Source organism: Roseofilum sp. Guam (assembly GCF_017746735.1).
GTDB classification, from domain to species: Bacteria; Cyanobacteriota; Cyanobacteriia; order Cyanobacteriales; family Desertifilaceae; genus Roseofilum; species Roseofilum reptotaenium.
In genome coordinates this window covers 1-13,968 of sequence record NZ_JAGHZN010000007.1, presented here as the reverse complement: position 1 = coordinate 13,968, position 13,968 = coordinate 1, and the positions used below count along the sequence as shown (strand labels likewise).

Here is a 13,968-nt window from a genome sequence, read left to right as displayed (position 1 = left end):
TTTAGGAAAATGTGGGGGAATTTAGGGAATAGGGAATTAAGGAGCAATCCCCAGTCGCCCCATCCTCCCAACTCCCTAGTGCGAAGCGCTATATAAAGCTCCATTCCCCAAACATTGCCGTGCGTGCTTGTTGCACCTCTGAGACCTGGGTTTCCATTTCCTGCTGTTTAGCATAAATTTCTGACAATTGGCGTGTCATGGCTGAAGCTCGTTTTGCCATGGCTTCGGACATATTTAATAGAATCAAACTCGTCACGCGATCGCCGTCAACAACTTGTTGATGTAAAACATCAAAGTCAATCACGATGACCTTCACCTGGGTAAGGGTCGTAACATGAGCAGAACTCGGTTCACCACTAAAAAAGCTGATTTCCCCCAATACGGTAGGAGCTTGGAGGGTCGATAGGAGGTGTTCCCCTTTGGCAGTCTCTAGGGAAACCTGAACTTCTCCTTCGAGAAGAAAAATAATTTGCCGACAGAGAACATTTTGTTTTAAAATTCGCTTGCCTGCGGCGATCGTTCCCTGTTTGCCCACTTTGAGGAAGTCTTTAACTTGTGTTGCTTTCAGGTGATTAAAAGCTTGAAACTCTTGATACTTCATGGCACTCAGCTCTCGGTCTATCCTAACGCTGGTTTTATTATGCACTCTCTCTTAGTTCCTTTACTCAGAGAAATTGAAGATAAACAATTTTCAGATAAACCCAACTCTGGGCATCAAGTCTCAGTCCCAGTTTTTCAATGGTTAATCATTAATAATTAATAGTTAATTCCTATGACTCATTCTACAGATATTGCCACCTTTGCCCGCTGGATGGCCGCAGACTTCAGTAATCAAGAGCAAGCCTTTGAAAATCCACCCTTTTTTGCTCATATTCGGGTTTGTATGCGTCCGCTTCCCTTCAATCTGATGGGCAATATTAGTTTATATCTAGAGCAAGCTTATCATCTAGATGTCACTCAACCCTATCGTACCCGCGTCCTCAACTTTGTTCTCAAGGATAATCAAATTGAGGTCGAAAATCATAAAGTTTTGCATGAAGAAGAATTCTACGGTGCATCTCGACATCCCGAACGCCTCCAAAACCTGACCGCAGACCGAATCGAAAAATTGCCGGGATGCACCTTCCAAGTTGAATGGACAGGCAAGAGTTTCAAAGCCAAAGTAGAACCGGGAAAAGGTTGCGTAGTTGTTCGTAACGGCAAAACTACTTATCTCGATAGTGAATTTGAAGTTAGTCCTTCTGGACTGATTAGTTTAGATCGCGGACGCGACCTAGAAACCGGTGAAAGGGTGTGGGGTTCGATTGCTGGTCCCTTCGAGTTTGTGCGCTGGGAAAACTTTGCCCACGAAGTGCAAACTCAGTAGCAACCCATTTACAGTGCCTTGTGGGGGAGTAAGGAGAGCGAACAGTAATATTCTAAATTCGGATTCTTTCAGAAGCTTTTCCTTGGATTTTTAATTCCATTCGGTTATATAAATCAACTTCCGGATCGGAATGAGCAATGGATACAACTAAAGCGTATCTCTGACTTGGAATTTCTTTCGGATCGATCCACTTTTTGTTACAAGAAACCACTAAATACAAGGGTTTATTATAATCATATTTCCAGTTGGCTCTCTTAATTTCAAATTGTCCTTTTTGTAGGGTTCCTTTTTTCCTAGTTGTTGCGTTAGGTAAAAGTGGAATTTCTATACTACTACCACATTCTTGCTTTAAATCTGTTATAGAAATCTCTGTAAAGTCTGAATCATCATTTTTTTTAGCATCGGTAAATGCTTGGGCAAGTTTTTCCTTTGCAATATTCTTAAACAAGTGAAATTCCATCGTAATGCCAAGGTAGGAATCTCCCCTTGTATGGCGCGTTGGCGGATCGAATGCTAGGGTAACAGATATCCTTCTTGTTCCCCTGATTTTAAAAAATTCTGGCGGTAAAGCTGGAACTTCGTAAATACAATAACTGCCAACAGATAGGCTTTGATTATCTTCTAAAAGCAAGACTTGATTTTCTGTGGAGTAAGCAGCCCTTTCAAAATTGGGTTGTCCGTATCCATAAATTTTTTGTTTGCTTAAATGTTCATCCAGAGAAGACGGAATATTGGTAGGAATTTGAGCGGAGTCGGCAATTAGGGATCGGATAAGGTTTGATGAGGCATTGGGAAACTTAGTAAAAAGTTTAGCAGCTACGTTGGCAACGCGGGGGGCTGAGAAACTCGTACCAACATAAGCTTTAAATAAGGAGGAACCTTGAAAGTTTTTATTTAGGGTTATTATGGCTGGCCCCGAGTCATTGCAATCGATTCGACCACGGTCTAAAATATAGTCTCCCCCAAACTCTACCAGGTCGGGTTTAATCATGCCGTCAACCCCAAGTCCATGCCGAGTAAAAGGGGATGGATATTTTTCTTCTTTGGCGATCGCTAGCCTTGCATCGTTAGGATACTTGGAACTACCTTTTCCCATTGATAAAGAACCTACAGTTAAAGCGATCGCTGCTGTGGCAGGGTCTATAATTCGGGCATCTCCTTGGAGGAGGTGATCTGGATAATCTTTGTAAATGAGTTCTTGCGAGTCTGAATCATACCAAAAATTACCTGCTGAGAGGACAAAAACTAGGTTTTTCTCCTGGAGTCGGTAAGCGATTTCATCAATTATAGCCGCGAATCTAAATTGCTTTTCTCCTTCTTGGTAAATTAAACTGGAGTTGCCAAGGGAGATGTTGATAACCTTGCAGTTGGGATAGTTTCTAACAAAGTAATCGATCGCCTCCTCAAGTTGGTTTTCTAAAAGAGATTCCTCTTCATACTCGTTATTTTGATTAGTCACACGAGCAGAAAAGAGCCAGACTTGAGGTTGAAATAACTTATTCTTTATACATTCTGCCACGTCGCCATAAATGGCAATCCCCGAAACTCCTGTCCCATGACCTCCTGTCAAGGTATCACCATCGTCTGGTTCTCCAGTAACCCACTTGTGTTCGAGATCGGGGAATACATCAGCGTCTCCTAATGCCGGGCCAATTAGTGGGTGTCCTCTTTGCACTCCCGAATCAATGACTAAGACTCCAGCAGCTTTTTCTGGTGGGGATGGGATTTCTGGTAAATCTGACACGGGGATATTGTACTCGGCCGGCGACTCGAAAGCAGGTTTGGGTCTTCTGTCAATTTCTTTAACTTGGTATTCTTGCAATAAAAGTTCTAATATCTCTGAATTGACGAGTATGCGAACGTTGCAAATGTACTCACCGATATAGCGATCGCTTACTCTCATCCCTAAACCCGGTTCAATATCGTGCAAGAAATTATCCACTTCATCAATATAGATCTTCAGTTCCTCTTTATTTCCTGTATGCCATAATTCCATATCCAAGGGAACAACCAAGCCAGGTTTTAAAGGGTCGCGTTTGAGCAAAAGTCCCTTTCTATCTTCCGGTTCTAGTGGGACTAGTTTTTCGATATCGTCTAAATAACCGGGACGGCCGTCAGTTCCAGCATAGGACTCTAATTTGTTTTGAAATTCAGTGAGGCGGTTGTCATCAGCAAAAACCACGATCGCCTGTTTTGCTTTAGGTTCCTTCGCTAAAAGATTAAGACCCAAAGAAGGCAGATGATTTTCTAAAGAATCATTTTCTCTAACCTTAATCTTAAAAATCAGTTTTGGGTTAATGCCAAAATATTCTTTTTCCTCTATATCTTTACTTAGGGAGGAAAGTTGAGTTAATAGCAAACTGCCATGAGAAGATCGATCGCTCCTTTTGCTATTTCCGCCACCACCTCGTCTAGGTCTCCTGGGCAATTCTATCTCAACTTTCGGTAATCGTAAATGCTCGTAATTAGTCATTCGTTTTTTCTATAAGCAAGTCTTGATTTTGTTGGGAAATAGCGATCGCCCGCATCCGCTCTTGATAATGTTGGATTGCTGCTTCCAAATCTCGTGATTTTAACACTTTTTCGCCTCGAAGAATAACCGATTTTATTGCATTCTGACAAATCCGCTCTATATCTGCACCCGTTGCTCCCTCTAAGCGATCGGCAAAATATTTTAAATCTAGTTGATGTCTAATACTTCCTAAATTTTTCGACAGTAAAGAAGTTATCAATTTTGGATGTGGTTTGTCAAATAAAAATACTTCGTCAAACCTCCGCCATAACGCCGTATCTAGCATAGAGGAATGATTGGTGGCAGCAATGAAAACACTGGTACTATTTACTGAGTCTATTAATTGCAGGAGGCTATTAACTACGCGCTTAATTTCTCCATGTTCGTTAGCTGCATTTCTATCTTTCCCAAGAGCGTCAAACTCATCAAATAATACGACCCACTGTCCTTGTTCGATATAGTCAAATATTAATTTAAGATTCACTGCTGTTTCTCCTAAATAAGAAGAAAAAACGGCAGATAAATTAACATAAATCAAAGGCAAAGATAAAACGCTTGCTATCACCTTAGCTGTTAGCGTTTTACCGCATCCAGGAGGCCCGCAGAATAAAAGGTTAGACCTCGGCCTTAAATTATAAGCGCTTAATATATCTTGCTTTGTATTTTCCAAGACAACGGTTTGTAAAACTTGGCGGTTTTTCTCCGTTAAAACAACATCACCCCAGTTAAAATCGTATTGTTTCACAGTAATTAGCGGCAAACCTGTATCTTTAGTTTTAGGTACTTCGGGATAAATTTGCCAGGGAGAATTATTAGAAGCAATTGATTTTTGCGGGATCGTCAGTTGCAAACTCTTTTCTAATTCCTTGGCTAATAAAAGGTGGTTTTTGTTACGCTCTTCCTGTATCAATTCCCTTGCCGCAGCATAAAATTCTTCTCGGTCATTTTCCGAAAAGCTTCTAAACAATTTTCTGATTAAATCGCCCCGTGCCGCCATCTTCAATAAAAAGCGTGGGATGTTTTGGTAACTGGCAAATACTACCACGCTATTTGCTGCCATGTCTAGCGTAGCATAAAAAATCAACATTGTCGAAAGTTAAAACCCGGTAAGAGCTAAATATCTAAAAAAAATTAAATTAGGAAATTTAATTGGGTCATTAATTAGGCGAAAAATATTAGTCAATCAATTCACGAATTAATCCAGGACTAATCAACTTTAAAATTCCTAACATTTTTCAGCAAAAACCTATGATAATCCGTAACCAAATTCCTTCAAAAGGATACGGGTAAACTCCCTTGAGGTCATTCTCAGATTAATAAAAATTAAGCGATCGCCTGATACCTATTCCCCATTCCCCATTCCCCACCAACTGTTAACCCATCCAAAATAAACTCGAAAAGATACAAGCTGATAGAAGTCCCGTAGCATCGGCAAGAAGTCCAGCGGCAAGAGCGTGGCGAATGCGCGTAATACCAACTGCCCCAAAATATACGGCGAGAACATAAAACGTTGTGTCTGTACTCCCCATCATGGTAGAAGCAACAAAGGCACTATAGGAATCCGGCGATCGCTCAATTAACTCGCTCATGATACCAAAAGCACCACCACCAGAAAGGGGACGCAGGAGTGCCATTGGTAAAACTTCCGCAGGCATTCCGATTAAATTAGTCAAGGGACTCAGTAAATTAGAGACGGCTTCCATCGCACCAGAAGCGCGAAACATCCCAATAGCAACCAGAATAGCCACTAAAAAGGGAATAATCCGAATGGCAATATCAAAACCCTGTTTGGCTCCTTCAGTGACGGCTTCATAAACTTTTACCCCTCGCCCGACTCCGTAAGTAATAATGAGGAGGATCAAAATCGGCATTAGCCAATGAGAAATGAAATCTGGGTTAAAGAAATCCCCTAGGGTGTCGCTGCGAATCACCCCATAGATCAGTGTCCCACTAAACCCAAGGATAAATAACCAAGCAATCATTTGAGACGCTCTACCTGTGGGATAGAGCAGGTGAGAATAATCCGCTTCTTCAACTTCTTCCACTCGATTATCGCTGCTGTCTATCTCTAATTCCTCTGGGGACGGCTCTGTGATAGACTCAACCTCCTGGAAGCTAGAATCTCTTCTACCCAACCAAGACGCAACCGAAATCCCGACAACCGTAGAACAAAGGGTGGCTAATAACGTAGGCAGGAAAATCGCTGCCGGATTAGTACTATTGGCGGCTACTCTGACTCCAATGACTCCCAAGGGAAACAACACAACGCTAGAGGTATTAATTGCCAGAAACAAGCACATGGCGTTCGTGGCAGTCCCTTTGAGGGGATTAAGCTTATTGAGTTCAACCATTGCCTTGATGCCAAAGGGAGTTGCTGCATTTCCCAATCCGAGCATATTAGCAGAAATATTGAGGATCATTGCCCCCATGGCTGGATGGGTGGGGGGTACATCCGGAAACAGCTTAACCATCAAGGGCTTCAGGAGATTCGCCAGAGTGTACATCAGTCCCCCTGCTTCGAGTACCCGTACTAAACCGAGCCAAAGTGCCATCACACCAATTAAATCAATGGCTAGATTGACTGCGGTTTTGGCGGAGTCGAAACTGGCATTCGTCACCTCTTCCATTTTGCCTGTATAACCAGCAAAGAGAATGGCGACAGCAATGAAGCCGACAAAAACAATATTTATGGCACTGGGTTTTCCTGACGGTTGATCTGCTTGAGACATTTAAAGAGGGATATCGGGTTGAGTGTTTATAACGTCGATGACTTTCTTCAGTTCCTTTCCCGCTTGAGCATTACCTGGGCGATCGCGATCCCTATAATCGCTAAAAACGCCATAAAGTAAAACACATAATTATATGTGCCAAATAGATCTCGAATGCGGCCGGTCACTAAGGTTCCAATCAAAGCACCAACACCATAGGCTGTGAACACAATACCGTAGTTTTGAGCATATTGATCGGGGTTAAAAAAGCACAATGTAATCGTTGGAGCCATGGCCAGCCAGCCCCCAAGACAGAACCAAAACAGGCAGAAGGCAATCAGATAGGTCGCCACTTGTCCCGTTTGAGCATTCGCCATTAACAGACAACCGATTAAGATCAGCACATAGGACAAAATGGCAATGTAGTGAGGCTTAAAGCGATCGCTCAACCAACCAAACAACGGACGACTTGCCCCATTGAAGAGCGCAAATAAGGCAACACTGCTTGCAGCGACAGTGGGATTAATCTTAATGATTTCCTGCCCAACTGGGCTAGAAATGCCGATCGCACTCAAACCAATGATGGTTCCAATGGCGTAGCAAATCCACAGTCCATAAAACGATCGACTCTTGAGCAAGTTCCCAGAATAGGTTGAAACAACGCTTGATTGGGACGAAACGCTATTTTGCTGAGGATGCCAGCCCTTAGGAGGTAACTTCAAAGTGAAGGCAATGGCGAGAATAATGGCTGTAAAGGCGATACCGAGAATGCGTAACGTGGGTCGAACCGTATAGGTATCGATTAAGGAGTTGGCTAAGGGAGCAGTGATCAGGGGCGAAAGTCCAAATCCGACGATGGTTAACCCCAAAGCCAACCCTTTTTTATCAGGAAACCAGCGAGAGACCACAACCATCGGGACACCATAGGCAATACCAATCCCTGTTCCAGCAATTACCCCATAGGTGAAGATAAGTATTCCAATATCAGTCGCCAAGCTGGAAAGAATATAGCCTAAGCCTACAATAATCCCCCCGATCGCCGTCATGACACGCACCCCAATCCGAGTAATATAAAAACCCGCGATCGGCATCGATATGGCATAGGAAACCAAAACAAATGTGAAGGGCAATAGGCTTTGAGTTGCACTAATTCCCAACTCATTTTCTAAAGGGGTTCTAAAAATACTCCAGGAATAGACACTACCCAAGCACAGCAGGATAATCATCCCGAAAGGAATGAAAAGCCATCTGCCCCGATCTGCGGGTATTCCCAAGATATTGAGTTTTGGCTCATAATTCGTGGTTATATTCATACGCTTTGACTTCTCCAAGGATGAAGAGTTTAAATCAGGTGAGCAAGGAAAGTTCAGCAACAAACCTGCTGGTAGATTACACACTTTAGCGATCGCAAATTTTATCGGGGACAGTGTTGAATCTGCCATGAACCAAAATACTCCAAAACGCTGAACGGGACTATTAAAATATCCCAAAATTCTGGGTTCGGTCTATGTTTAAGCCAAACCGGTCTCCCTGAGAAGGCTCGTTTTCAGTTAAAATAAAAGGTTAATCTAGCTCATCTTAAGGGTAGGGGATAGCTGAGATTGTCTTGTTGCTCTCCTCCACACGCTCTGATTAATGACCTGAAGATTGGAATCTCAGGAACTAAGGCACCCAGCCATTCACCGCTTAAGGTGAGGATATGGAATCTTTTTCTATGAAATCTTTTTCTAGCCATAGTTTACGCTTTCAGCTTACGATCTTGGTTTTGTTAGCTGTGATCCCCGGTTTATTGGCGATATCGTGGTTAACCCGTTCTATGGCAACAGCATGGATGCGTCAGAGTGCTAAACAAAATAGGGAGATTCGCGCCCAGGAACTCGTCCAGCAACTGGCCACTTATAGTAGTAAAACCGAGGAAATTCTCAGTAATATTGCCCAAGTTAAAGATATGGTCAGTATGAACCAAGAGCGTCAGGAACCGATTTTAAGGTTTGTAGTGGCGACTTATGGACTGACTTGGGCACAAACCTTCGATCGCCAGGGCAAAGAGATGAGCAGTACCTGGGAAAAGACCGGAGAAAATGTGGCTAACAGGTCTTGGTTTCAACAGGCGATCGCCGGTTCAACCTCCATGGAAGCCTTCATTTCCCCAGCCTATAATCAGCCTGTTTTGTGTTCGACGGTACCCATTGGGGAGAAAACGGAGGTGATGGGAGTCCTGCGCAGTTGTATGAATTTAGTCAGCCTCAGTAGCCAACTGCGATCGCTACGATGGGGAAAAACTGGCTATGCCATGCTCTTAGATCGTCAGGGTTACATTCTTGTACATCCCGATGTTACTCTTCTCTCCCAACCCCAATTTATCTCTTGGGAAAATCATCCAGACCTTCAACCCACCCTCACCTCGTCTGGACAGCATTTTGAACGACAAGATCGCGATGGAAATGATTGGTTAGGCTACTCCTTACCCCTGGATAATGGACTGATTCTCCTGCTACAAGAACAAACCCGTGAACTGCGCCAACCCGAAGAGCAATTTTGGCAAATTTCCGTCTATTTAACCCTAGGAACGCTATTGGTCATTGGTGCAGCCGTGTGGTTCATTGCCACCAGCTTCACTCGTCCCATCACCGATTTAATTGTCGTTTCGACAACCCTTTGTACGGGAGAACTAAAGCAGAGAATTCAGGTCAATCGAGAGGATGAAATTGGGATTTTAGTTGATAGCTTTAATCGCATGGCCGACCAGCTTCAAAAGAGTTTTCGTCAACTCGCTCAAGCCAACCAAACTCTAGAAGACAAAGTAACTCGGCGGACAAGGGAATTAGAAACGGCTAATAAAGCCTTATATGCCGCCAATACCACTTTAACCTTTGAATTAGAAAAAGGTCGGCAAATTCAACGCAATTTTTTACCCAAACGAGATGAAGCCAAACCCTTAGTCATTCTTAATCCTCCCCATTGGGAAGTTTTAGCTTGGTTTAAGCCCGCCCGTCAAGTAGCTGGCGATTTTTATGATGCTTTTGAATTAGAAGAGGACTACATCGGCTTAGTCATTGCTGATATTTGCGATAAAGGAGTCGGGGCTGCCCTATTTATGCCCTTAATTCAAAGTTTAATCCGAATTTTTTCCGGACAAACCAGCTTAGATGGTTTGGTCTTAACTGGAAAATTCACGGTGGATGATATGATCCCTTCCACTGAACACCACAACCTTTATACTGCCGATCACATCAATGCCCTAAAAGCAGTCGAGTTAACCAACCACTATTTAGCCAAAAACCATGGAAACTTAGGCATGTTTGCCACATTGTTTTTTGGTATATTAGACCGAAAAACCGGTAACTTAGTCTATATCAATGCTGGACACTTACCCCTATTTATTCTCAAGTCAAGAGGTGGAGTAAAAGAATCCCTACCTCCTACAGGACCAGCCGTAGGAATTCAGATGGGAGCAGAGTATAAAAGTCATCAGGTTACCTTAGATCCAGGGGATCTTTTATTAGGATACACTGACGGCATCACCGATGCGCGATCGCCTCAAGGTGAGTCCTTTTCCCTAGAAAGCTTACTCTCAATATTGGAACAACCCGCAACATCTGCTACTGTCTTGCTAGAGCGGATTATCCATCGGATCAACGCCCATCGCAATCAAACGGATCAATTTGACGATATGACCCTATTAGTGGTGAGGCGATCCTTTCTCTCTGCTCCCTCGGAAAATCAGGAACCCTCAGTTGCTTCTGTTTCTCCCCATTAATCCTTAAACGGCGACCAACACCCCCATGGACATTAACATTCACAGTGAAGATTTAGTAACGATTATAGAAGTCAAAGGCAGCATTGACGGACAAACTGCCTCTACTTTGCAAGAGCAAATTCTACCCGCGATCGAATCAGCCCCCAAAATTTTGCTCAACATGACAGAAGTGTCTTTTATGTCCAGTGCGGGACTGAGAACCTTATTAGTCTTACATCGCAAAGCCGCCGAAAAAAACATAGATGAGCAAAAAATACCAATTATATTAGTTGGATTATCAGAAGAAATTCGGGACACCATGTCCATTACTGGATTCCTCGACTTTTTCACCCTTTGTGAAACCATAGATGAAGCTCGTCGCCTGTCTTAAATCACGATCTTTTACCAATCTTCTCTGGGGTAACTTATAACAATGGAACGTATTGATATTCATCCCACGCGCACCTATAAAACCTTTAAATTGCGCCGAGGAAAACCCTTTCCTTTTGGGGCAACCTTAAAGCCAGGAGGAGTAAATTTTTCCATTTTTTCCAGTCATGCGACTTCCTGTACTCTCGTCCTCTTTACGAAAGGCGATCCAGAACCCTTAGTAGAAATTCCCTTTCCTGAAGAATTTCGGATTGGCAATGTTTACTGCATGATGGTTTTTGACTTGGACTATGAAAATATTGAATATGGCTATCGTATGGATGGTCCCCATGAGACCACCGAAGGTCATTGGTTTGATCCGAGCAAAATTTTGATGGACCCCTACGCTAAAGTGATTGGCGGCCGAGATGTTTGGGGTGAGATGCCCAATTTTAAGGATATCTATCAACATCGGGCGCGAATTGTGATTGATGATTTTGATTGGGAAAATGACCGGCCTTTAGAGTTACCGCCAGAAGATTTGGTGATTTATGAAATGCATCTGCGCAGTTTTACCCAGCATCGTTCATCGGGAGTGAAAGAGAAATATCGGGGAACGTTTGCGGGAATGCGGGAAAAGATTGAGTATTTCAAAGCGTTGGGCGTTAATGCAGTGGAGTTAATGCCAATTTTTGAGTTTGATGAGTTTGAAAATCATCGATTTAATCCACACACAGGGGAGCGACTCTATAACTATTGGGGATATAGTACGGTCGGTTTTTTTGCGCCGAAAGCGGGTTATGCAGCAACCGGAAAGTTGGGAATGCAGGTGGATGAGTTAAAGGCATTGGTGAAAGAGCTGCATAAAAATGGGATTGAAGTAATTTTAGATGTGGTGTTTAACCATACGGCAGAAGGGAATGAGTTGGGTCAAATGATTTCCTTCCGAGGGATTGATAATAAGGTTTATTATATGTTGACCCCAGAGGGGTATTATTTTAATTTTAGTGGCTGCGGTAATACACTCAATTGTAATCATCCCATTGTGCGCAATATTGTGTTAGATTGTTTGCGCTATTGGGCATCTGAATATCATATTGATGGCTTTCGGTTTGATTTGGCTTCGATTTTAGGACGCGATCGCGATGGCACTCCCTTAACTAACCCTCCGTTATTAGAAGTCTTGGCGTTCGATCCGATTTTGGCCAAATGTAAGTTGATTGCGGAAGCTTGGGATGCAGGTGGATTATATCAAGTGGGGTCATTTCCCTCCTTTGGCCGTTGGGCGGAATGGAATGGTAAATATCGGGATATGTTGCGCCAATTTGTCAAGGGAGATGCAGAGGTTTGGGAGATGTCCCATCGTTTAATGGGGTCTCCCGATCTGTATGCTGAAACGAACCGTCCCCCCACAACCTCAATTAATTTTATTACGGCCCATGATGGGTTTACGTTGATTGATTTATTCTCCTATGAAGAGAAACATAATGAGGCCAATGGGGAAGGGAACCGAGATGGGGCGAATGATAATTTTAGTTGGAACTGCGGTGAGGAAGGGTTGACTGACGATCCGGAAATCAATGAACTTAGACGACGACTGGTGAAAAACGCGATCGCCCTGTTAATGGTGAGTCAAGGTGTACCCATGATCTTAATGGGAGATGAGATGGGACGCACGAAGCAGGGGAATAATAATACCTATTGCCATGATAATGAGCTGAATTGGCTAGACTGGTCTTTATTGGAGACGAATCAAGATATTTTTGAATTCTTCCAGCACTGTATCGCTTTCCGTCATGCTCATCTGGTACTGCGACGCAGCACCCATTTCCACCATCAAGATATGGTTGGCAGTGGATACGCTGATATTAGTTGGCATGGAACCCAAGCGTGGAATGTGGACTGGGCTGATTATTCTCGGACTCTCGCCTTTTTGCTCTGCGGCAAACATACCCAAGATGGGCAAGGGGAAGATGACTATATATATGTGGGGATGAATATGCACTGGGAACCTCTGACGTTTGAAGTTCCCCAATTGCCGGATGAGAAACAGTGGCATTTATTTGCCGATACAGGATTAACTTCAGTTCAGAAAAGCTGGAAACCGGGTACAGAAATGGTTTTAGAAAACCAATTTGAACAGGAATTGTGCGATCGCTCTGTCTTAATCCTCGTAGGACGATAAATATTCCTCTATTCTTTAGGGATTAACCGCCGTTGATTCCCTATATTTGGGGTCTGTACCTCCCCACAATATAAAGATATTATGTAGTTAATTGCTCAAGGCTATAAACTGTGATAAGCATCTTTTTCTTCTAGAATCAATAGGTAAGTTTCCATCAAAAAATACTAAATTTAATAAATTTTTAAGATCTCGATCATAGAACTTAATACAGGATTTATGCTCCATGAAACAGTCCAAAACCTTGATGAATAAAGGGTTTCAAACAGTCAGGGATCAAGGGAAATGGACGATTTACGAATTTCAAGGCTAAGTAACACCTCTAAAAATTTGACTATAATATAAATACTCTATTGAGTCGCTTAAGGCAAGATCTTTAATTCAAGGAAACCGGAAGATGGCTCAACCCTTTAGTAATCAACTTTGTAAACTTATTTTTCAAAAACCATGAAAACCTCCTTAAATACATCAGAGAATCAACATTCATCCATGCATATCCATGCCTCAGAGTTTAATATTCCTCTCATTCAACCTATACCCTGCCCGAACTGCGGTTCATCGGCTGAACGCAAGCACTTAGTTAAGTTAGAGCAAACTCAAATTGAATGCCCGTCCTGTGATTATTTCCTACTCACTTGTAGCCGTACTGGACGAGTGAAAGAAGCTTATGCTCCAGGCATTTATTGGGGTAATGGACGCTAATTACAGAACTTTGCGCTGGTAAGAAAAGGAATAGAAAAAAGGCAGTAGGGGCGAAAGAAATTTCGCCCCTACTTGTGGTACTCAGGGTTTGGGGATTTGAGAAGGTACGAATGATGAGTCACTTTTTCTGCTCAAGTGACCGCAACGGGGTTAAGATTGAGTCAGTTAGGGCTTGTGATAAACTCAAAGTATCCTTTAAGACTCAAAAGAAACAAATCATGAAATTTATCAACCCCAAGATAGATTATGCCTTCAAAAAAATATTTGGCTCAGAACAAAGCCAAAAAATATTAATCAGCTTTCTGAATGCCATCGTTTATGATGGAGAAAAAATCATACAATCCTTAACGATCAAAAACCCCTATAATCCGGGACAAGTTCTCAACTTAA

General features: G+C 42.8%; 11 protein-coding genes. 6 read left to right on the top strand and 5 right to left on the bottom strand.

Translation table 11 applies throughout. From position 1 onward, the window contains the following. Nucleotides 1-88 precede the first annotated feature (88 nt). Complete coding sequence (locus J7529_RS03630) at nucleotides 89-646, bottom strand: cyclic nucleotide-binding domain-containing protein (RefSeq protein ID WP_318727870.1); 558 nt, start codon at nucleotides 644-646, stop codon at nucleotides 89-91. A 126-nt stretch (nucleotides 647-772) separates the two neighbouring features. Here J7529_RS03630 and J7529_RS03625 point away from each other — a divergent pair, with 126 nt between their 5' ends. Continuing rightward, a complete protein-coding gene (locus tag J7529_RS03625; protein ID WP_318727869.1) occupies nucleotides 773-1,366 on the top strand; it encodes a chromophore lyase CpcT/CpeT in 594 nt (197 codons plus the stop codon). 52 nt (nucleotides 1,367-1,418) lie between these two features. Here the strand turns inward: J7529_RS03625 and J7529_RS03620 are convergent, their stop codons facing one another. The 4 genes from J7529_RS03620 to J7529_RS03605 all read right to left on the bottom strand — a co-directional run bounded on the left by J7529_RS03620 (nucleotide 1,419) and on the right by J7529_RS03605 (nucleotide 7,899). After that, nucleotides 1,419-3,839 carry a S8 family peptidase gene (locus J7529_RS03620; protein ID WP_318727868.1) on the bottom strand — a complete coding sequence of 807 codons (2,421 nt, stop codon included), beginning with the start codon at nucleotides 3,837-3,839 and terminating at the stop codon, nucleotides 1,419-1,421. After that, entirely contained in the window at nucleotides 3,832-4,875 is a 1,044-nt protein-coding gene (locus J7529_RS03615; RefSeq protein WP_413038802.1) for an AAA family ATPase, read from the bottom strand. The genes J7529_RS03620 and J7529_RS03615 overlap by 8 nt, the downstream gene beginning before the upstream one ends. A gap of 376 nt (nucleotides 4,876-5,251) precedes the next feature. Further along, nucleotides 5,252-6,607, bottom strand: coding sequence for a nucleoside recognition domain-containing protein (locus J7529_RS03610; protein ID WP_318727866.1), 1,356 nt, complete (start codon nucleotides 6,605-6,607; stop codon nucleotides 5,252-5,254). A gap of 47 nt (nucleotides 6,608-6,654) precedes the next feature. After that, nucleotides 6,655-7,899, bottom strand: coding sequence for an OFA family MFS transporter (locus J7529_RS03605; protein WP_413038801.1), 1,245 nt, complete (start codon nucleotides 7,897-7,899; stop codon nucleotides 6,655-6,657). Nucleotides 7,900-8,300: 401 nt separating this feature from the next. Between J7529_RS03605 and J7529_RS03600 the strand changes: the two genes are divergently transcribed. The 5 genes from J7529_RS03600 to J7529_RS24620 all read left to right on the top strand — a co-directional run. Next, nucleotides 8,301-10,346, top strand: coding sequence for a SpoIIE family protein phosphatase (locus tag J7529_RS03600; protein WP_318727864.1), 2,046 nt, complete (start codon nucleotides 8,301-8,303; stop codon nucleotides 10,344-10,346). Between the two features lie 25 nt (nucleotides 10,347-10,371). Further along, entirely contained in the window at nucleotides 10,372-10,716 is a 345-nt protein-coding gene (locus J7529_RS03595) for an STAS domain-containing protein (RefSeq protein ID WP_318727863.1), read from the top strand. A gap of 42 nt (nucleotides 10,717-10,758) precedes the next feature. After that, nucleotides 10,759-12,879, top strand: coding sequence for a glycogen debranching protein GlgX (gene glgX, locus J7529_RS03590; protein ID WP_318727862.1), 2,121 nt, complete (start codon nucleotides 10,759-10,761; stop codon nucleotides 12,877-12,879). A 444-nt stretch (nucleotides 12,880-13,323) separates the two neighbouring features. After that, nucleotides 13,324-13,578, top strand: coding sequence for a hypothetical protein (locus tag J7529_RS03585; protein WP_318727861.1), 255 nt, complete (start codon nucleotides 13,324-13,326; stop codon nucleotides 13,576-13,578). 218 nt (nucleotides 13,579-13,796) lie between these two features. Next, a partial coding sequence (locus tag J7529_RS24620) for a PD-(D/E)XK nuclease family transposase (protein ID WP_413038800.1) occupies nucleotides 13,797-13,968 on the top strand: 172 nt, incomplete at its 3' end.

Bases quoted from the DNA above. Each gene is read 5' to 3' on its own strand.
- J7529_RS03625 (WP_318727869.1), top strand. From the start codon at position 773: ATGACTCATTCTACAGATATTGCCACCTTTGCCCGCTGGATGGCCGCA.
- J7529_RS03620 (WP_318727868.1), bottom strand. From the start codon at position 3,839: ATGACTAATTACGAGCATTTACGATTACCGAAAGTTGAGATAGAATTG.
- J7529_RS03615 (WP_413038802.1), bottom strand. From the start codon at position 4,875: ATGGCGGCACGGGGCGATTTAATCAGAAAATTGTTTAGAAGCTTTTCG.
- J7529_RS03610 (WP_318727866.1), bottom strand. From the start codon at position 6,607: ATGTCTCAAGCAGATCAACCGTCAGGAAAACCCAGTGCCATAAATATT.
- J7529_RS03605 (WP_413038801.1), bottom strand. From the start codon at position 7,899: ATGAATATAACCACGAATTATGAGCCAAAACTCAATATCTTGGGAATA.
- J7529_RS03600 (WP_318727864.1), top strand. From the start codon at position 8,301: ATGAAATCTTTTTCTAGCCATAGTTTACGCTTTCAGCTTACGATCTTG.
- J7529_RS03595 (WP_318727863.1), top strand. From the start codon at position 10,372: ATGGACATTAACATTCACAGTGAAGATTTAGTAACGATTATAGAAGTC.
- glgX (WP_318727862.1), top strand. From the start codon at position 10,759: ATGGAACGTATTGATATTCATCCCACGCGCACCTATAAAACCTTTAAA.
- J7529_RS03585 (WP_318727861.1), top strand. From the start codon at position 13,324: ATGAAAACCTCCTTAAATACATCAGAGAATCAACATTCATCCATGCAT.